This is a genomic window from Bacteroides sp. 3_1_23 (genome assembly GCF_000162555.1).
Classification (GTDB): Bacteria; Bacteroidota; Bacteroidia; order Bacteroidales; family Bacteroidaceae; genus Bacteroides; species Bacteroides ovatus.
Genome location: NZ_GG774949.1, coordinates 1,360,965 through 1,382,613, shown reverse-complemented (window position 1 = coordinate 1,382,613; position 21,649 = coordinate 1,360,965). Strand labels below are relative to the sequence as shown.

The window sequence follows — 21,649 nt, the reverse complement described above, 5'->3', positions numbered from 1 at the left end:
AATTCAGATTGTCGCTTTTACGTAGGGCGTTGCCCTACGCTATATAATTAAGCCCTTTCAGGGCACTCCGCAAAATTATCATTTTTCCTTTTCAATCATTATAACAATATCCTTTTCTCTACTTTCCGGTAAAACTTTCAAGTCCGTCACTTTTCCGTTTTTCAGAGTGGCTTCTACTGTTGTTTCGCCCGGAGCATGAAGTTTGAAATGTACGTTCCATTCTTTCGGCCATGCCGGGAAAAGGAGTATTTGTTCTCCATTTGTTTGCAATAGCATTTCCTGAAGTCCTATCATGCCGCTACCTCCCCAGTTGTGATCGGGTGTCCAGTCATATCCCGGTCCCCAAAATGCGGGGAAACGATGCGGTCCATTCGATAATTTGGCTAAAGATAGTTTCTTTGCTTCTTCGGTCAGGCCTAAACAGGCAGCCCATATATTATCTTGTTTCCATCCGGTATGCGAACGGAACTTGATGGCATCCGGGTCATAAAAGTAGGTATTACGGGCTATATCCAGATCCTCCTTTCCTACTCCATAAATACGCCATGGAAACACTGGATAAAGTTGTGGCGTTTCAACATTATTAATTCGTTCCCAACTTACAGCGGGCGAAATTGTTTGCTTCAAGACCGGAGCAATAGTCGGATTCAACGTATCTTTTATTTCTATGTACCGCAATGGAATCGGAGGGATTGTCTTTAGCATCTCTTCCTTCTTTCCATAAGTTTCCAATACTGTTTTTAGAGCAGCGATGGTGCTACTGGCATTATTAGTCATCTTATATGTCTCACAAGCAGAGCCCGGGAAAAGAATCAGATGTCCGTTGCCATCCAACGCTTTCCGTCCCCGGCGGGAAGCTAGTTGCCGGTAATGTTCGTCGAAGAATGTCAGCGAACTCTCGATCAGAGGTAAATAAGGGGTAATATCAGCATTTGCATAGTTCTTTGTTTCCAATATCATTTGGCAGAACTCAAGAACCGTATCCCATTCATATTCCAGCCAGGCATTATATTCCAATCCTTTGTCAAACCAGTCCGGTCGTTTGAAACCATATTCTGCGGGGTTCGGCAAACCGAAATTTTCGATCTGCTCGCTAAAGCAGGCTCCATCATGTTGCCAATATACACGGCTTCGCAGTTCTGCATTCTTCAACATGCGGTTATAAAAATCAAACAGGGAAGGCATCATATCAAAGTCTCCGCTTTTCAGCATCGGCCAGTATACTAAACGTTGATTCTGTGCAGTCATCGTACCACCTCCCCATTTCCGGTAGTCGGGAGTGAAAGATTGTTTTTCATCGACATGGCAAGGATCAAAGGTGAAGAGCCCGCCATTGAATTTAGTCGGTACGCTGCCATAAGCATTACATCCCAGCATATAGCGGAAAAGGGTGTAGTTTCTGGTTATTTCTTTTGCTTCACCTTCTGCTTCGATAAAACTGCGTTGCCAAAAGGAATTCCACCACGAACGGGTCTGTTTTTTATCCTGTATGATAGTCTTCGATGAAACTTTACCTTTGGGGGCTATTCTATGCAAAGCTGTTTGTACTCCCTGCTCCCATTCTTCTATTGTTTCTGTCTGGTCTGTATGTAACACAATGCAGAAATACTCTTTCCGGGCCGCTTTGGAAGAACGGAATTTCCAGGCACGGTAGTCTGTTCCGGCATATACATCATCTGTGATACCGACAAATTCTAAGTTATCACCGAAAAGAGTTCCTCCGAAAGTTAAGTTTTTCAAAGGATTCATCATTTGAGATTTTACTTCGTTCATCCCTTGTTGAGCCACAACTACATCAAAAACGGTCTGTTCGGGATTGCGATGATAAAACAGAAGTTGGTTCCTCTTTATTGAAGTCCTATTTGTTTCAGCCTTTCCTGTTGAATCAGTAATTTTGTCTAAAGAAATAAAGTCGGCCTCCGTCATAGAGCCTTTCGGGGGAGCCCATTTGTAGGAACACTGTTGCCCCTCTCCTTTTCTGACAGGTCGTTCCTGATAGCGCCAATTTTCATAAAAGACTTCAGTCTGCAACGGTTGTGCATTTGTTACCTCTACATGTATAATCGGATGAAAAACATCTACCCAAAATTGTATCTGCGTGTTTCCTGCCGCGATTTCTACATATCCGTCTTTTAACTTCAACTCCTGACGAAAATCTTTAGCGTCTTTGAAAGGATTGGGCGACAGGCGGAGACGTACACGCCCTTGTTTTAACTGGCAGTTGTTTTCGTCGAATGTACCGCTACGGCTCACATAGAACATAACGTCACCGTCTTCTACCCATATATTCATCCCAATATCTCCACCGCCACAGGGCATAGATTCAGAAGAATTACGACTGGGAGTATTCCAAATGACATTGGCATGCTGACTCCAAAGAGCCGACACGCCAACAAACAGTATGGTTATAATCAGATAAAATCTCTTCATATATTTTTCATATTTTACCTTGTCTATTTGCTATTACCAATCATCCGAACGAAAAGACCCTAAAGGCAATCCGTCGCAATATACATCTCCTTCCACATAGTTTTCAAAACAATATCGAACAGCTACCGGGTGCGGTACTTTATCGCTTTTCACCAGCATCTTACTACGTTCTATCCATGCTTTGGCCGGGTAAAAAACTTTATCTTCGCCGGCTACCTGAAAGTTTTTCGATTCGAAACAGTTCTTGCCGCTGATCCACATATTGGCACGTTCGAAGCTGACAACTACGGTGTCGTTCTTTATTTCAATGCTTTTATAATAAGGACTTTCGCCATTCACGCCTTCCACTCCATACGTTTTAGTTAAAGCCAGAAGTGCCAGGCGTTCGCCTGCAACCTGTTTCTTTGCGGGATGAATACCTTTTTCCATTCCTGCATCCAGTAATACAGCCATACCGCTGTTAGCTACACGATGTTCAACTTTTGCCTGTGCCTCCCGGAGATATGCCGAATTTATCACTTCCTTTCCTTTTTCGGTAATAATCCCGTAATCATACGGAGCTATCTGGCAATAATAAAAGGGAAAATCACCCTGTTTCCATTCGGCACGCCAACCGTTAATCAATCGGGTAAACATATCAGCATACGTATGGGCACGATTCCAGTTATCTTCGCCCTGATACCAAATCACTCCTTTCATGGTCATACCGATTAACGGATGCAACATACCGTTATAAAGCACGGTCGGAGTACGGTTTTTAGATTTTATGTCGGCTTCCGTTTGAGGAATCTTCGCTTCCGGGAAGGCTTTCAGCCAGTCCGCTGTCATCCATGCTTCACAGGCGGAACCACCCCAGGCTGCTACAACCAACCCAACCGGAACATCTAATATTTCATTTACCAGTCTCCCGAAATAATAGGCTGTTGCGCTGAAATCACGGACGCTGGCCGGGGTTGCTTCTTTCCACGAACCGATAACGTCATTCTGCGGAGTGAATGTAGAAGTACGTTTCACCGTAAACAGACGGATTTGTGGATTCTTGCTGTGAAGAATGTCCATATTGGCATTTTCCACCGGTTGGTTTTTGAAGCCTTTCATCGGCATTTCCATATTACTTTGTCCGGAACAAAGCCAAAGTTCGCCTATCAGAATATTATTCAGTGTCTTTTGGGTTCCATCATCAAAAGTCACAGTATAAGGGCCTCCCGCTTCGGGAGTAGCTACTGTCAGTTTCCATGCCCCATTTTTATCTGCTGTTGCTGCATATTGTTTTCCATTCCAACTAGTGGTTACTGTTACTTTTTTATGAGGAGTTGCCGTCCCCCAAAGGTTTGCATTGGTCTGTTGCTGCATCACCATGCCATCAGAAAAAATAGCCGGTAGCTTTACTTCTGCGTGTGTTGACAGGCAGGCAGCAAGCAGAAAACCTGCCAACATTGTACCTGTTTTAATAATTGAACTTTTCATACTTTAGCTATATTATAATGAATTGGGCACGGATTACATGGATTGCGCTGTTACTTTATGTAATACGATTCTCATAAACCGTGTAATCCGCGTAATCCGTGCCTTAAAAATCTATTTTATTCTGTGGTAGAAAAACTCAAAGGTCCGAGCAATCCTGCCGGAAGCAACGTTTTCTCTGCCCTGCGATATTTTGCATTAGTCCAAATGCCATCAAACGGTGCTTTTCCTTCATCAGCTCCTGTCAGTGCATTCGCCCAAGTATTTGTAACCTCTATTTCAAGCTCATTAGTTCCTTTTTTCAGGGCACCTGTAATATTTGCACGATAAGGAGCAGTCCAGATTGTGCCACAATCTACGCCATTCACACGAACAGTTGCCAAATTATAAACTGTTCCCAGATTCAGATAAATCTGTTGGTCTTTATTCGGTTTATTTTTCCAGCGGAAAGTGATCTTATAAGTCGCTGTCCCCGAATAGTAACGTGTCTGTTCGTCCGATTCTTGGCTCCAGTCGAAGAGTTCTTGTCGTGTGAGCATTTTTTGGTTAGCTGCAAAAGTTATAGTATATTCCTTTGCCTCCAAAGCTATGTTTAAAGGGGCTTTAGCTGTATCTTTTTTCTCCTTTTGCAGTTGGAGAGAGGATTCTCCATAGCCTTCATGTACTCCCTCCACAGGATATACGATGAATACGGACTCATTAGGAGCCAATGTGAGAGTAACTTCCGTCCGGTTTCCGTTGATACGATAGGAAGGATGGACATTCATTTCACCCGTCACCGGGTTCCAACATTCCGGTTTTCTACCGTTAATACGCATACTTGCGGTAAACGTGCGTGTTTCGTCCTTTTGGTTGGCTACGAAATAGAGTTCGCCAAGTTCGCCACGACGATGCGTCCAGGCAATATCTTCCGGCACGATCATGTCACGTTCCAAGCCATACACAGAAAAATCTTCTTCTGTATAAGGTAAAGAAGGTACCAAAATGCCAGCTTCTTTTAGTTCATTGATTTTCTTCTGCACTTCCGATGACAATACAGGTTCGGGATTCATAGGACGCGAAAGAGGCAGTACCAACACTTTATAACTTGCTCCACCCGGCAACGTTATTCGTCCGTTTTCTGCTTTCGCCAAACGAAGGATTGCATCTTTATTAAAACTATCGTATGCATATCCACGAAGCGGATTCACCCATTTCTCCGGATCCGCCATGTTAGCTGAATGAGTAACACCTACTGGACGTACACGTAAAGGCTGTCCCTCATTAGCCAGACGGATGCGTTCACTTTCCACTCGTTCTGCACCGAAGATTCCCGGTAGAGAGGGAACCAATCGTTCCGGTAATATCGAACGTCTTGGAACTTCTTCGCCTGTAAAGACTGCGATGTCTGTTACCGGATGTCCATATTGCAATAACGACTGGCAACGGGTAGCATATTCGGAAAAGGCTTTTGCGCCTTTATCCCACCAGGTCTGATCTCGTTGGAAGAAAAGTCCGATGCCATCCAATGTCATGCCGGGCTTGCGGTCCAGCCAAGGATTATGTACATATACATGGTAGAAAAGGCGGTTGATTCCTAATGCGTAATTACGATCCAATAAGGCTTTCAACATTCCGGGGTATTCATCCCACGTGCCACGCACTTCGGTGAATCCTTCAGCCTGAATAATATTCTTTCCGTAGATATGTGCTCCGCTAATAGCATCGAGCATATCATTCGGTTTGTCATGTGTAGGACTGTTCAACCAAAATTCACCCATCGGAAGATCTACTTTTTGATAATGTAGTAGACCATCGCTTACCATCGTCGGAGCTACACATTCTGCCGAAAACTGGCAATCATATTCTCTCGCACAGTCCGCCAATACCTGATAAAACACATCTACGACGAGTTCTGATATGGTAGTACGTACGTCTCGCAGAATCTTTTCACTTTGTTCGACACTTTCCATCGGAATACCTGCCAATAGAGGTAGATAAGGCATCAAATCGTAGCCACGACGTTTCTGAAATTCAATAGCGAAACGTTTATTCCAGTTTTGGCTGCCACATTCCCAACTGTCGACATGCATATATTTCAGTACGCGACGAGCTACTTCGGGATTGGTCTTTGCAAATGCCTGCGCAAACCAGTTATCGAATTGTTTCCGTACCGTTTTCGGGTTAAACTTATCACATTCCAATCCTTTTCCGCCTCCCGCTGTGGCATTGGTATGTCCAGTAGCTGTATGTCCCATGCGTAGTAATTTCCATTTTCCTTTGGGGAGAGTGGCAGTCAATGTTTTTCCATTCAAATGACCGGTATATTGCTCTGTCAGATTGATGACTTGTGAAAGTGAATAGCAGTCCTGTTTCCCAACTTCCTCTTCTTTGGTAGCTTGAGCAACACGCCATACCAGTCCGGCTTTTCCTTCCCACTGGTTCAGACGGGCTTCCCGATGCAGGCGTAATTCTTTTATTTTCAGATTGGGCTTCCATTTGGCAGCATCCATATCTTCACTTCCCGGTTCGCTTCCTTCAGGAGTCCAGTAGAAACGGAAGAAACGGGCGGTAGTCGGAGGAATACTATGAGTTGAATTCTCATCCGTATTCTGCCATCCCTGACGGGCAGGAACCAACTGCTTAACCAAACGATAATTCACTCCGTCATCACTGGCCATTACTTTCAAGCGGTGTGCCTGATAATTATTACCATTTAAAACGATTTCAATATTCCGACAAGTGAAGGGTTGTTCGTATTCATACTGGATATAACAAGGATACGAAGAACGGATCACCCCTGCCGCATCCATATTCACTGTTTGAGCAGCTTTTACATTTCCTGTTGTGGCTAAATTGACACAGGTAATTTTTGCCTGCATTTCGTCCGCTGCGCCTTCTACCGGCAAAGCGAATAATGCGATGTCTTCATAGTAGTTTTCATAAGCCTCCGGTTGTGGCAAGCGAATAGCCATCAGCTTTCCTCCGTTTACAATCGTATCACTCCAAACCACTTTTTGCATAGATTCTTCGGGAGTAATCCAGGGGCCTCCCGCCAATGCGAAACCATCACAAATGTGCATCCCCAATTTCAGCCCCAAACGATCTGCTTCTTCCATGCTGAAACGTACCATCTCCCACCATTCGGGAGTTAGCTGCTGCGCCTTGCCATCGTATTGGGCACCTTCATGAATACCTTTAATCGGCATCAGATAAGTACCTCCTAATCCGGCATGTTTCATTGCCTCCAAGTCGGCTGTAATGCCTTCTTTAGACACGGCACCATACATCCAATACCAAAAGGTCCAGGGTTTTGCTTCGTCTGACGGATTTTGAAATTGCTCCCTAAGTGAGCGTGTTTGCTGTGCATCGGCAGGGCATACGGCTGTCCATGCTAATAGAGAAAGTGCAAATATTTGTTGTTTCAGTCGGCTTTTCATTCCAGTCTATATTTTTACTAAAGTAAAGACGAAAATCACTCTGTTTTGTACTCACTATTAGCTTATGAGATCAGGAATATAACAACTTTAATCAAAAAAAAGGTGCACCTCCTTTCCTACTCTCGGAAGAAGGTGCACCACACAAACAAAACAAACAATAGACGACCTTCACAGGCAGTATTTCGTATATTACTTAACTAACTATAAATCATGATCCATCTATCTGAATAAAAATTCTTTCTCTATAATCAGACGGTGTCATGCCGGTATGTTCGCGAAAGAACCTTGTCATAACGGAATTCGACTGGAAGTTTGTACGTGATGCCACTTCTTTTATTTCAAGGTCCGAATCCCGTAGAAGAGCCTTTATCTCAAGAATGGAATATTCTATAATCCAGTCTTTTGCCGAACGGCCGCTCATATCCGTAATTACCATTGTAAGGTGTTTAGCGGACACGCACATCTTTTGCGCATAAAACGCAACATCCCGGCTTACGGTATGAAATTCGATCACCAAACAAAAGAAGTCGAATAAAAGTTTTTCCTTACGGGTATATTTTACTAATTCGGCAGCTTTCGGATTTCTTTTATAAGCCACATAGATATCCCAATAGAAAACACGTAATAGTTGCATAATAGACTCCCGTCTGAATAAGTTCCGAGGCAAGTTGATACGATAAATCAGTATATGACAAAAGTGAATGAAGCGTTGACATTCTTCATCGCATAGCGGAGTGCTGAAATTTTTCCGCATATAAAAGAAAAAATCAAGAGTAGGTATACATACTCCGCTTATCGTATCCATAAACAAGTTTTTGGATACTTTGAGAAAAGTCATTGAAAAGTCATCGCTAATCTCTGTGACAGCAGCCAACTGGAAAGGAAAAATAACAACCAGATCATTGGAAACAATCCGTCGTTTATTACCAAAAACATTGAAAAGCGCACTGCCTCCCGTACATATCCCGTTTATCCCTTCTTCAAGATACGCAGGAGTTTCATTAAGCGGTAAATCGTCTATTTTAGTATAGACATTAAACTCTTCTGTTTCTGATATATTATCAAATACTTTATTTTGCCTATATGGCTTATTATCTTTCATTGACTGCAATTTATGCTATTATGCTGTTTGTCTTTATTTCTTGCTTCTATCATATACATATGTTAATCGTGACATTTTGATTAAGTAAATTGTACAATCAAAGATATGGGAAAGATATATAAGAAACTTTCTTTATCTTTCATCAGAATCATCAGTGCCAGAAAATATTCACCTTCATCAATATCAGGAATGGTTGTATACACTTTATCGTCCGAATATTTATGAATATCACCACATTCTATCAACATTCTGTCATTTACTGAAGACACAAGGTATAGATTGGCGCTATCCCATGTTAACATATCCAAGTGATGTCCGGTGATGACAATGGGGGCTTGTGGTGTAATCCTCCCATTACATTTTTTACTTGAAGGATCATATACTTTTTCAATGGCAGGGAATGGTGCTCCTTCAATCATTAATATTTCGGCTTTTATCGTTTTCATTTGGTATGATAATAAGTGTGTATATAAACTGATAATGATTTTGTTCGTAACTCATTTTAATGGAATATCCCGGATACAGCGGAGATAAAGAGTGCTACCCTTGGAGATAAGGGATGATGTATATTTCACTGCCATAGGATAAAATTTTATAGACCATGCACTCCCACTACTATTATTTTCTGTTGCCAACCAATAAGCTGTTCCCTTTTTATCATCTAACGACAAATCAAACGGCTGGAAATCGGTGCCTTTATCCTTGGTTCTCTCTAATTCCTTATAAAAAATCATAATTAGGCTTCCCTCCCTTAATGTAGGTATCCGCCATGTCCCAGGTTCATCTTTCCCGTCCTTTCCACGATACATTGCACATCCTTTAGGTACTGCAAAACTTGCCGTAGTGTAACTATTTGTGTTTGCCGTAGCAAGGTATCCGTTCGCTGTAGCCCATTTCATTGTTTTCTCTCCCACATTCTTTCCATCACTATCATTTCCATCGCTACATACATTATCCGGAGAAATGATAAAGTATTCCGATACTTTCCAAACGATTTTTATTGTTTGATTATTCTCGTTGTAAGGATGTCGTGTAATCCGTTTTACATAAACATTCTCACCGTTAACTTGAATGGGTTCAGTATCCATACCGCTGTCGGTGTACTTAAATAATTGAATAGTTTTATAAAAGTCAGGGTTTTCACTTCTATTTTCCACCCTGTTTGCCGGTAACTCCATTGATTTAATAGCTGCATACTTAATTCCCGCCTCTTCATATATTTCAATCTTTTGAGAATACCCTTTCAGCAGGATAAAAAAAGATACGAAGATTATGACTGTTATTCTTTTCATTTTGTTCTTTATTTATTTTAGTTCATGTCATCATTAATCAGTATCGAGCGAGATATCTATATCTCTGACACATCTGGAAAATCCGGTTTGCATTTTTTGATAAGAATTCACCCCTTGGTACCATCTTTTGACATTGTCATTTCCGTCTTCTGTTGTTGCACCACCAGGAAAGTTTTCGTTATTTAAAAAACTGCCTATATACATACCAATCATTTGATTAGAGGCCGGGAAATACCATTCCATTTCCTCTTTATCAATTCGTCCGTTTCCATTTTTATCCCTGTTTTTGTCATAGCAAACTCTCGCTGAAAAGGAGCTGGCCGGATATTGATATTGATAGAGCAATACATATCCAGATGCATTTTTTTGCGGAGCAGCTATTTTTTCGTTATTCCAAGTGAGATTTTTAATATTCTCAGCCAAATTTCTCGTTGCCTCTTTTCCGTAATCCATATTATCGGTTCCGTATGAGTATGTAGCTGTTTCAACTTTATCATAACCATATTGTATTGTTCCAACTGTTATGTCTTCCAAATATTTAGAGCTGCCGCGCGCAGGCAATCTGTCATGCACTAATCCCATCATATAGTTCCCGTCTGCATCTTTCCCTCCTCCGAAACGTCCGGCATATACAGCTGGTCGCTGATCCATCTTGAATATATGATAAGCTTGTATAGGCTCTCCTTCGTCACCCTCGGTTGTAGTAGTCACTTTAATATACAGGGAACGCTTTCCGTCCTTATCATTTTCACCAGGATTGACCAGTTTACCGTTTTCATCATAAACATATTCATCATTGTAAAGATAAAACTTCACTTGTGTAGGAAGTATGGTATTTGCTTTGGCAGATGTAGCCAATGGCTCATCAGTATTGTTGAACGCATCTGTATAATTAGATGAGGAAGACAGATAGAGCCAACTCTTATCAGAAGAAACTTTTGTGATACAGAGATTATCCGTATATATCCCAACTTCCACTTTCCGTCCTTGAGTCTGTATAACTATGGGACGTACATCATAGGCTGCATCAAGATCATAGCTTACGCCCGCTTTGTTGTATTTTGTATAATAAAATTTCGCTCCTCCACCAACGCTTATATTCTGACTGGCATGAAACTCTACATACTGACTGGCGGTATACGTTCTGATCCGTTCGTCATTCTTTGCTGAAGTTAGGTCTGCATTTATGGTAGTACGTAGGTTGTAAAAATGGTTGGGTTCTACGTCAAAGTTATTGGTATTGTTATTTCCAACATACATCTGGTAAATTGCATATTCGTCAGTTGCAGATGCAGTTGTCGGGTATGCCCATGCCTCAATCTGCGTACCCAATGGCGGTGCATCCCCAGCAGGGGTTTTATCAACAATTTTATAGTAGCGTTGATTTTCACTAAGAATTTTTTCTATCGTCCCTTGACAATTCTGTGCAACATACCAGGTTGCCGAATAGAAATCATTGGAATCGGGTCCCTCAAAATCAACAGTTTCAAGCGTGGCATAAGTGTCCTCGGTGGTATTTTTTGAAGGGTTGGTAAGTCGAATCGTATTGTTGACATTCAATAATTTCAGTCCTTGTAATTGGTAATTCTCCACTTCAAATTTATAGCGTAATGTAATGCGTGCCATCAACCTCCTGATTTCAATACCTCCTACAAAACCGACGGGCTTGTTGTATTCCACCAGGCCACGTTTACCATCATCAACGTTTACGACAGTGACTCCTGACACTTCTCCGGCAAATGGCACCTCATTATCAGCTGTGATAAGCGATTGGGTATGTCCTTCTACATTAGTTAGATATTTGAAATTCCATTTCTTGAGATCATCAAGTGTTCCCACTTCACTCATATCACAATCAAGTTTAGGTCCCAGTACAAGCAGGTATAAAGTCTGATTATCTGCCACAACTAAGGGAACATCTATAGTTACCATGTCATTAATAGCTGTCTTTACATCACTAAGTTTGTGAGGTTTTCCGTTGATCGAACCATTCTCATGAAACTGGAAAAGCCAAAGATTATATAACGAGGTTGTACCATCGGATACCCGGGTATTAGAGTTTATTGCATATTCCTTTTGCCCCTCTCCCAAAATCACCGTAAACGGCGAATCAGCATTGGTTCTGTTTCTAAAAAATGGCTTGGTAACTGCATACCTGCTCACAGATGTTGGCTCTACAGCAGGGGGAAGGCTGACATTCAGGCTGACCATTACCATTTTACCGGTAGCATTTCCAGGACTGAATTCTTCCAGTTTATCTTTTGTACAGCCTGTGAATATCAGTGAAAACAAAGCAATGCAAGCTGTCCGGAAATACGCATTATATTTTATATTTATTGTCATATTGTATCTATTTATCATCATACTTTCATCTCAATTCTCATTGTCGGAGGATATTGTCCCGTTCTGCTTAATTATCGGACTGCCAAGAGAAACTGTATAGTTGTTTTCATACTCTAAATATATATTTCCTATAAGTTCAACGATACTTGGACTATTGTTTTCCGGAATGGTAATATCAACATTATAACTATATTTACCCGATTCAATATCTACTTTAGTACTTTCACACCTTACAGTACCTCCGTAAGTAATTTGTAAATACAACTTTCCAGCAGGCAGGGTTACGTCTGTAGGAGTAAGGGCAATAGTCGTAGTATAAGAGTGTTCTCCTTGTGGTATATTACCTATGCTACTTAATCCTGTCTTCGCACGTAAAATATACCCGCTTTGAGAAACTGTGAGTATTTTATTGACTGTCTTTCCTTCCAAACCGATCCCCTCCACTTTCACTCTAAATGAACGGGATGAGGTGCTTTCTTTACGTTTGACGTATATAGGAATGTTTTGAGTGTTATTGCCATGGGTGGTATGTATTGTTTCTCCGGCTACAAATGAGAAATCGTCAAATTCGGTTGTTGATCCCACATCTGCTCCTTCTGTGACAAGTGTTGCTGTCCAGTAAGGAATATTCGAGATAATACCAAAATAAGCATTTCCACTTGTTTCGGTTCCCTGATAAGTCGGGCTGCTGACGATACCTACTTCCAGTTGGCTTTTTATCATCTCATTGCGCACACAACGGATCATATACGCGTTTTGCCTGTTCATATTTTCTTGAATTCCTGCATTTTGCGGATTTTCTCCGGAAAAATTGAATACGGTAGCATTGTTGTCCCAATACCATCCATTGGAACGGTCTCCTTGCGATATACCGTTTGTATCCCTATACCTATTATGTGGAGAAAACAACCAATGGAATGAAGGATAACCCCGTGAATTACTTTCATTATCCGCTGCCGTTTTCAGTATTTGATTTTCAGCCGGAGTAGCCATGCGCCACTGCTTATTATCCACAATCCCCAAAGTCTTAATTTGGGATTCGGATAGTCCGGCAAGTTTGCAAGGGTCTCCCTTTCCCGCTGTCACTTGGGCGATTGTATTATCTGTGGGTATTTTATCCGTTTCCAGATAAGGAATATCCGCCCATTCCGTAATATTTAAAGGAGTGTACGAGCCCGGATACCAAAGTACATCGTTCAATGTAGTGGCATTGGCAGGTGGGGTGAATCCCGTATCTGCATCCGGTGAACTTATGGCTATCAGGCTGCCGTATTTAAATAGGATATCCTTGTATCCTGTTCCTGAATGATATGCTTTCAGTATCCCTGAATAAACACTAAAGTCATTCCATATATTCACATTTCTGGACGTATCGGCTACGGCGTCATAGTCTGCAGCCTTGTCACTTACAATGACCAGCCCGTCAATCGGTTTCCAGTTGATAGTGATATCATGTTCCTCCATTGCCACTATTTCTGCATAAAGTCCCATTGCTCCCATGCCGGTAATGGTGGCGTATATTTGATAATGGTTGTTTCGTATCAGGTTATGATTCTTAGGAGGCTCCTGACCGATATTCAGCAGATAGATGCAGTTCAGCACCTGTGTGCTGCCGTTTTTAAGAACGCATTGTGCATCTATTTTAAGATAGGTTGCTTGTGAAGCATTTTGAGGGTCGGCCAATATGTGTTCGGGAATATAAGTAGTAGGAATCGTTATGAAATCTATGTTATCAGGAATGGTGTAGTTATTTCCATTTATCGTATACGTACCGTTATTATCGAGCTCGCCTGTTCCTGATATAGTAAGATCATCCGACCATATATTTTCCGTATATGCCTGCCCCTCCCCTATAGTAGTGGCAACCGGCATTCGACACACTTTTACATTCAGTCTGGTTACTTTAAAATCTTCATCCTCATTGGCGATATTTTTAATTGCCGTAAAGCTGATGCGGGACACCATGCGGTTTACCTCAATCGGCAGTTCCGTTGTCGTAACATTATTGATGGTAACTGTGGCATTTGTTCCGTCGCTACGGGATTCCACATAGGCACGTGACACATTTCCATACATAGGTGGCGGAGCAACAATACCTATGGCGGAGAATGTCACTTTTTCTATTTCATTTTCCAATGTAATGGCAGCGAGCTTTTCCGTAAGCTCCGGTGTTTCGTTACAGATGATGTAAATGTTATTATATCCCCGTGCCGCTCTTATGGAAGCGGTGTATATACCATCAGCATTTATGGAAGCGTCAGAAACGTCGTTGTATACCAATTCGTTTTTGTCATTAAACACAATTGCACGTACGGATTTTATGACTTCATCTTCGTCGACGGTAGTATTGCGTGTCCCCATTTTAATACTCATCGGTATCCTTTCTCCTTCGTAAATACGTGCGCCTGTTGTTTCATTCTCCTTTGTACAAGAGTATGTAAACAGGGCAAACATCGTCAAAAGCAGAATAATTGCCGAAAATTTTATGTTGATAGTTATATTCATCCTTTATCGTGCCATAATTCCGTTTCAAAGAAACGTCTTACATATCCGTTGGTTGGAACCAGTAGGTCCAGTTGTTAATAGTGATACTTAATGCTATGTAACCGTTCTCTTCCTTATCTCCGATGCGGATGTTAATGTCCCACTGATATCTGCGGTCGAGATATTCCTGGTCCCCCATCGTTTCTGGTTTACTTTTCAGCAAGTAGTCAATAAGGTTTATGGTTGTTTCTCCTCCAATGTCTATCGCTTTTCCTGATGTTTGCTCCGTAATGGAAAAAGGCATAGCGACATCTTTGACGAATCTAAGCGTGTGGAGCCGGGTCTGAAGAGATAGTTTGTTGTCTTCCTCATCTGCACAAGGGTGGTAAATTATGTTCTTGTTTCCATCTCCAAAATTATTTTTATAGTCATAAATACTGTTTGCCGCTATCAATTGTATATTGTATTTTGAAAGATCGACCTGATTGCTGCCTCGTGTAATGCCTATCGTTATATCATTGGTATTACGTATCAGGCTGACAGTTTCTGTATTGCTTATGTTCTCCGGAGAAAACATTTGCAGGGGACCGCTATGCCATAATGCATCAAGATGATTGTTGCTCATGTCATTATCGGGTTCGTATTTTAAGGATAGTTTGTCTATCGGATCACCTGCAGTCATTGATGATAGCCGGTAAAACTCATCTGTTTTTCCGGCCCATACAACAGCCGTACAGCCTTTCAGTCGATAAGGGATCAGCATACGATAGTCCGTATTTTTCAGCGGATTACCTTTTTCGATGAATGTCTGAAGATATTTCCCTTCTGCATCGAACACATAGACTTTTACTTCCTCCACCTGATCGGCAAACCAGTCTTCATTTACCATGTTATAGTCATACCTGAATTCAAGAAAAAGGTCACACTGGTCGAGATCGTCATGAAAGACGTCGCAACCGGTAATCCCTGCCGCCATAAAAGCGGCAAGGATTATTATGTATTTCTTTATGTGTCTCTTGATTTTCATCTATTAATGCAAATCAACACCTTGTGTCCAGTAAGTCCATGGATTGATAGTGATTTTTACAGAAATGTATGCGTCTGCTTCATCATCATCGGTACCCGGAGGTGTAGGATTAGTAGGATCAGGATCAGACGGGTCGGGAATCCACGGTGTTCCGGGACCGCTCACGCTCTGAAGTTCCAGGTGATACCAGTTGTTACGTACCACACCGTATCTACCCAAAGCCATTTTGGTTGTTACATTTTGGTCATGACGAATCAGGACATCGTAATAGCATACAGATTCATGATAATAACGTACGGCACAGAAGCGTCCGATGATACCGGTTTTCGCAGTAAATTTGTCTGCGGTAAGCTCTGCAATCGCCTTATCTATGTCCGAAACACCCTCTGCCACGACACCCGCTTTTTTTAAGAATATAGGTAAGTCTGTTTTCAGTCCGCCACTAGCAGTGTTATTATATTCATCTTTAAGCTGGTCTAATGTATAATAGTTCCCTTTCCAAGAGAAATAACTGCTATTTTCGGTCAAACCATTGGGAGTATATGTAGCTTTTACCACTACCTTGGTGGTGAATCCTAATTGCTGTGCCTTAGCTTCCATTGTATTTTCAAGACAATACAGACTTGTTCCCTTACTCTGTGCAACAGCAGGTATCTCCTCACTTTCGCTATCTATATTTTTTAGATAATTGAAAGCTGCATCCATATTCGTTTCCATAGTACTCGCATTTGATACATCAGGTTGTTCGTCAGACAAGTAGTTTTTATCCCGACGATAAACCGCTCCAGTCGTGGCATTATCGTAAGTGATAAGTTCACTATACAGTTTCACACTCTTATTGGTAACGCTTAATTCCCAACCGCCGAAAGCAAATTTGGCACCATCAGGTTTTGTACTGAAAGGGTCTTTAACCGCAACTTCTACTTTTGCACTCAATCGATCCACACTAATTTCAGCAGGATTGTTTTTGGCATCTGTTTTTGCCTGATTTATGGCTTCATTGGTATATCCACTTGGCTTATGCACTGTTACATTCGTTAATGCTCCTTCTATCCCAGTACCTTTGCCAGCACTCGTCATCATGAATTGATTGGTGGTAGCGACATTGGCAATAACCGCCTCAATAGCAGTGTTAATTGCAGACCAAGGTTTACCTTTTACAGCATCCGCAGTTAAATTCCACCCTTTATTCCCGTCGGTGTAAGGATTGATAACCACAAATACTTTTTTAGTCTTCTCCGGTACTAATTGAGCTTCACTAGCTGCAGCTTCCGGGGTCCCTGTCCCCTCTGCACTTGTTCCTCCGCTATTCCCAACAGTAAGACCATCAAAATTAACCACATCAAGGCACACATCTTCCTCGTCAAATAATAAAACTCTGACTGTCCCTGCTTTACTTTCCCCTGAACTTCCCGGTTTTTCTACTACATTCTCTGCTCTTGTAGTGGATGTGTGACTTTGCAGGGAAAGCGACAGATACGCCTTTCCATTCAGTTCACCGCTCGGAATATTCCCTTCCCGGGCATCATCACTACTACAGCCGGCAAACATAAAAGTCACCAATGTAGATAATAGAAAACTTTTTGTTTTCATCTTTGTTAAATTTTAAAATGTTGTAAATAAAATGATAATTATAATAAATAAAAAATCAATAATCTAGTTTAGTCATTGATCGAATATCTTCTTCCTTTTTATTCAATTCCTCCAGATTGAAATATGCTTGTTCCAATCCGGATTCGGCAGCTTTGATTAGATGTAGCTTTGCCTGTTTATAGTCGCTTTTCAACAGGTACAACACTCCTACGGCATTTTCATATTCCGGTGCAGAAATCTCTGCTTTCTTAAGATATTTTTCTGCTAATGCAATGTCTTCTCGCGAAAGTGCAGCCGAGGCAGCATTCAGGTTGGCAATCTTATCATCAGGAAAGAGACTGACAGCTTTTTCAAACAATTCTATAAACTCCGGTGATCCGTTTTTGTAAGTGAGAGCGACCAAATAAATTTCATTCAGGCTCAAATTTTGTGGCCGACTATGAATCAGCACTTTTGCCTGTTCTATATTAAAATTCTGAACATCGTACTCTATTTTACAGATCGCTTTACGCAGATGTGGGTAATACTCACGCAACATAAACCGATAAGGATTGCCCTGTTTATATAGCATCAACGATTTCTTGCGACTGGTATTCGTTCGGTAGTTTATTTCAACTGGTATGTGATCTATAATATGAAGAATTCTATCCTTTTCTGCCATGTCAGACTCTGCAACCATTTTACGTAGTCCTTCCCAGTTTTCGCCACCATATTCCACCTTGTATAATTCTTTAGAGAAAGGGAAACGAGGGAGAAGGTAATTAACAAGTGCCTTTGCACGTCCTTCGGAAAGCTGTTTGTTAAAAAGGACAGAACCCTCCGGTGAAGCATAACCAATGACTGATATTCCACGAATGGTAATAGTTGTATCATTTCTCACTTCGGCAAGCATAGAGGATATTTTTTCCAGTTCGACCGGGTTGTTCATGTAATCCGGCCTTATGATGGTCTTTGATACAACAAAATCCAGGAACGCTTCACATGACATCTCACGTTTTTTTACAGGTTCAACTTGGGGGCGGACATAACTGATATGCGGGACGATGTGATATGGAACAGGCGGTTGCTCCAAAGTGACGGTACCGAAAAGCGGAAACGTCGATAATAACTTGCCCGGTTTGCAACAGCCCATTACTTCCTTTTTTATATCCAAACGTGCATCTTTCATCCACGATTCGAATGGAATGACCAAGGAATATCGAATTTGTTTTTCTTCGGTTATTCCATATCCTTTCACAACATAGTACGGAGCTTCCGACTGGTAAAAATCACGTTCCTGTGTATTCATTAAAGCCAGTTTACGTTTCAGGTTTTGGAAATTACTATGCCCTTTGACAGAAATCTCCGGTAACTCCAGTTGGTGGTTTGCAGCAATCAATACCGGTATCAGTTCTATCGAATGATTGGAACTGACTTTTATTTTATCAAGGTCATAAAGCACTTGAATATGTAGGGAATCCCCCACTTGTTGCAATTCGATGGCTGTTGCTTGTATCGTTCCTTTATACCATTTGTCCGGCAGGTTTTCTCCATATAGTAATGGAGAAACGAGCAGTGACAGAGGCAACAGCCATAGGATAGATTTTAGATTTATCATGTTTTTGTTATTTTATAAGAAATATAAGTGAAACTGCTGCTTTAGTAGGTCCGAAATAGTTGCGATTTTCTGTTCCGGTCTTTTCACCACAAGTCTCGCATCGGAACTTGTCATAATGTAGTCTGACATACCCTATACCTATATTTGCTTCGAGACTCCAACGATTGCCTAAAAGAAAATGGTAGCCGTACGAAATGCCTCCGCCTATTCCCCATCCTTCATAGCGATAGTGACCGGAATCATCTCCAAATAGAAGCGGCAAATGATGACCGGCTATGTTGTACTGTCCGCCTAGTATATGTATTCCCAAAAAATGTCCGCTGAATCTTTCACACGTCCAATAACGATATTCTACCGAGCCAAGCCAATGCACCAGTTTCTTGTTTGAGGATGAATGAACGGATGTAAACCAGTTGAAGCCAGCACCCAGATCTACTGTACCTCGCGGTGAAATCCCGAATTCGGTTTCCAGATTAGGTGAACTGGCGTATGTACCGTAGAGTAGGTTTGTTTTTACCGCTATCTTTTGAGCCGCACATTGTGAAATGCTTCCCCAAAATATAAAAAAAAGAATTGCTATGTCATGTATCTTCATTAAAATGCGTATATTTATTGCTTATTCGCTTATGTTTATTTAAATATTATATGCTGCAGATTTACAAAAGAAATATATATTAAAATAAAACGTTCTGAAATTGCACACAGATTCCGAAATTTCACTCAAAATAGCCACATAATCATCTAAGAAGCGAGTTTTAACACTCTCAAAAAAGGTTTATCCGGTAAACATTGTTAAATTATTATCCATTCTATTCAATTAACTTTCATGACATACCGGTTGTTTATACACGCGTAAAATAAACGATGTATAAAAATGATTATTTATATTTACACGTATTGTTTAATGCTTCAATCATCCATCTTGAAATATCGGAATATTACAACTAGTTTTGTTCCCGGATTTTAAGGAGTCATCCGTTTCTTTAAAAGGAACAAGGCGTTCCTCGGTGAGAAACAGGTCGTTCCTTTAAAAGGAACGGTTCCTTGGTTTTAAACCAAAAAACAGTATCTATAATACACTGTATATCAATTTATTATAAAAAGAAGAATTCCGTCCCGATAACCATGGGAATATTCTCAATAAACCAAACGGAATTCACAGTCCAAAGAGCTGTATATACATACTTTTTTATTACAAACTTTAAAAATTTTCCCATGGTTACAGTTACAATTAATATCAAGCCATATTTGGCTGGATATATGTATGTCCGATATCGACAAAGTTTAGAACCCGATCCAGAGAACCAGTCTCATTCCTCCTCTCCTTCTTCTTCTTCCAAACGACTTATCCCTATCCATCTCTCCCACATTACTCCAGTTTATCACTTCCTTCATCAACTATCTGTCCCTCATCCGCAAAATACTTCATGGAAAGAAATTGGGAATATTTGCTTTGTACTGCCCAAACCGCGTAATGGGAAGAATCCGGAAGTCTATAACTATATCGGAAACGATAGTGCATTGATTATAGAAAAGGAAATAGAAACGGAGATGAAAGCGGAATTATACTCCTTTCTATTGGATAATAAGTTCAATAAAGGAGTGATATTTAAAAAGTCAATAGAACAATTCGTAGAGCACTACGAAATGGTAGGACTGGTACAGGAAGAAACGCTGATGAGGGCATTTCAAAGATGGAGGAAGTTGGTGAAAGAAGAAAAAGCTATAAAGCTATAATGAAAGTATATTGATTTTGATTTAATCCATAATGAAACGTGATATACTATACTAATTAATTGGAAGAAAGAAGGAACTTTTCTATCTTTGCTAATATTAATCTTTTTCGCTAATTGATTAAGATAAGAAAGGAGAAAATAATATGACCCTCAAAGAAAAACAATTAGAGTTTATTATCTATTGTATAGAGAATACAGCCGAACGGTTAGGACGCTATAGTGCGGATGTATATAATAAACTAAAAGAATTAGGTGCTATAGACGGCTATATAAATGCTTTTTATGATACTTTGCATACCCAAGGCAAAGCCTACATAGTAGATTCTTTATTAGAATATATCTATCATCGTGATCCACAATGGTTACCGGAAGATTATCGTCCTTTTCAAGTTTCGACACAGCAAAAAGGAGATAAGTCATGTTAACTGTTTATCATGGTTCTACTTACCGTGTAGAACAACCATTAGCTGGCGTATGCCGACCGAATCTTGATTTCGGAGTGGGCTTTTATCTTACTGATTTAAAGGAACAGGCAGTTCGTTGGGCTCTTCGCACAGCTGATATTCGCCATGAGAATAGTGTGTGGCTCAATATTTATTCATTGGATATAGATGCCTGCCGCAACTCTTCTTTTAATTATTTGCACTTTACCACTTACGATGCACATTGGCTGGATTTTGTTGTAGCATGTCGACAAGGGAATGTTATATGGCAGGATTATGACATAATAGAAGGCGGTATAGCAGATGACCGTGTGATACGTACTATTGACCTTTATATGCGTGGTGATTACACTCGTGAAGAAGCGTTGTCACGTTTGATTCATCAAGAGCCTAACAATCAAATTTGTATTACGAACCAAAAAATAATTGACGAACACTTACATTTTGTGGATGCTATACTTTTGCCTTTCCCATCTCTCTCAAAAGAAATCCCCAATGCTGATATTGTAATGCAAGGCAAATATTACAGCATTGTAGAACTTCTTGCTACCCGTCTGCATATTTCCAGTCTACAGGCACTTGATATATTTTATAATAGCGAAAGCTACCAGCGCATTGTCCACCGACTTGGAGATCTATATCTCATGAGCGATGCATATATTGTAGATGAATTAATGAGAGAGCTACAAAAAAGACAAGGTTGATATTAACCTTGTCTT

The 21,649-nt window shown here is 40.8% G+C and carries 15 protein-coding genes; 3 read left to right on the top strand and 12 right to left on the bottom strand.

Annotated elements, in window-relative coordinates:
* Positions 1-78: 78 nt before the first annotated feature.
* The 12 genes from HMPREF9010_RS19145 to HMPREF9010_RS19200 all read right to left on the bottom strand — a co-directional run bounded on the left by HMPREF9010_RS19145 (position 79) and on the right by HMPREF9010_RS19200 (position 19,346).
* Positions 79-2,430, bottom strand: a complete 2,352-nt coding sequence (locus HMPREF9010_RS19145) for a DUF5703 domain-containing protein (protein ID WP_008647487.1) — start codon at positions 2,428-2,430, stop codon at positions 79-81.
* A gap of 33 nt (positions 2,431-2,463) precedes the next feature.
* Positions 2,464-3,897, bottom strand: a complete 1,434-nt coding sequence (locus HMPREF9010_RS19150; protein ID WP_008647485.1) for a sialate O-acetylesterase — start codon at positions 3,895-3,897, stop codon at positions 2,464-2,466.
* A 116-nt stretch (positions 3,898-4,013) separates the two neighbouring features.
* Entirely contained in the window at positions 4,014-7,313 is a 3,300-nt protein-coding gene (locus HMPREF9010_RS19155) for a glycosyl hydrolase (protein ID WP_008647483.1), read from the bottom strand.
* Positions 7,314-7,521: 208 nt separating this feature from the next.
* Positions 7,522-8,415 carry a helix-turn-helix domain-containing protein gene (locus tag HMPREF9010_RS19160; RefSeq protein ID WP_008647481.1) on the bottom strand — a complete coding sequence of 298 codons (894 nt, stop codon included), beginning with the start codon at positions 8,413-8,415 and terminating at the stop codon, positions 7,522-7,524.
* An 80-nt stretch (positions 8,416-8,495) separates the two neighbouring features.
* Positions 8,496-8,861, bottom strand: a complete 366-nt coding sequence (locus HMPREF9010_RS19165) for a DUF4469 domain-containing protein (protein ID WP_004296035.1) — start codon at positions 8,859-8,861, stop codon at positions 8,496-8,498.
* A 51-nt stretch (positions 8,862-8,912) separates the two neighbouring features.
* Complete coding sequence (locus HMPREF9010_RS19170) at positions 8,913-9,707, bottom strand: DUF1566 domain-containing protein (RefSeq protein WP_008647480.1); 795 nt, start codon at positions 9,705-9,707, stop codon at positions 8,913-8,915.
* A gap of 33 nt (positions 9,708-9,740) precedes the next feature.
* On the bottom strand, positions 9,741-12,050 hold the full coding sequence (locus tag HMPREF9010_RS19175) for a DUF4906 domain-containing protein (RefSeq protein WP_032852470.1): 2,310 nt from the start codon (positions 12,048-12,050) through the stop codon (positions 9,741-9,743).
* Positions 12,051-12,080: 30 nt separating this feature from the next.
* Positions 12,081-14,555, bottom strand: a complete 2,475-nt coding sequence (locus HMPREF9010_RS19180; RefSeq protein ID WP_008647476.1) for a fimbrial protein — start codon at positions 14,553-14,555, stop codon at positions 12,081-12,083.
* Positions 14,556-14,592: 37 nt separating this feature from the next.
* Positions 14,593-15,561 carry a FimB/Mfa2 family fimbrial subunit gene (locus HMPREF9010_RS19185; RefSeq protein ID WP_008647475.1) on the bottom strand — a complete coding sequence of 323 codons (969 nt, stop codon included), beginning with the start codon at positions 15,559-15,561 and terminating at the stop codon, positions 14,593-14,595.
* A 3-nt stretch (positions 15,562-15,564) separates the two neighbouring features.
* Complete coding sequence (locus HMPREF9010_RS19190; RefSeq protein ID WP_008647474.1) at positions 15,565-17,154, bottom strand: Mfa1 family fimbria major subunit; 1,590 nt, start codon at positions 17,152-17,154, stop codon at positions 15,565-15,567.
* Between the two features lie 55 nt (positions 17,155-17,209).
* Entirely contained in the window at positions 17,210-18,751 is a 1,542-nt protein-coding gene (locus HMPREF9010_RS19195; protein ID WP_004325964.1) for a DUF3868 domain-containing protein, read from the bottom strand.
* 7 nt (positions 18,752-18,758) lie between these two features.
* Entirely contained in the window at positions 18,759-19,346 is a 588-nt protein-coding gene (locus tag HMPREF9010_RS19200) for a DUF3575 domain-containing protein (protein ID WP_008647473.1), read from the bottom strand.
* A 620-nt stretch (positions 19,347-19,966) separates the two neighbouring features.
* On the opposite strand from HMPREF9010_RS19200, the gene HMPREF9010_RS19205 reads away from it, so the two are divergent.
* From HMPREF9010_RS19205 to HMPREF9010_RS19215, 3 genes are all read left to right on the top strand, one after another.
* Positions 19,967-20,488, top strand: a complete 522-nt coding sequence (locus tag HMPREF9010_RS19205; RefSeq protein WP_032852606.1) for a hypothetical protein — start codon at positions 19,967-19,969, stop codon at positions 20,486-20,488.
* A gap of 142 nt (positions 20,489-20,630) precedes the next feature.
* Complete coding sequence (locus HMPREF9010_RS19210; protein ID WP_004296045.1) at positions 20,631-20,912, top strand: DUF3791 domain-containing protein; 282 nt, start codon at positions 20,631-20,633, stop codon at positions 20,910-20,912.
* On the top strand, positions 20,906-21,634 hold the full coding sequence (locus HMPREF9010_RS19215; RefSeq protein ID WP_008647470.1) for a DUF3990 domain-containing protein: 729 nt from the start codon (positions 20,906-20,908) through the stop codon (positions 21,632-21,634). The genes HMPREF9010_RS19210 and HMPREF9010_RS19215 overlap by 7 nt, the downstream gene beginning before the upstream one ends.
* The last annotated feature ends 15 nt before the right edge of the window (positions 21,635-21,649 follow it).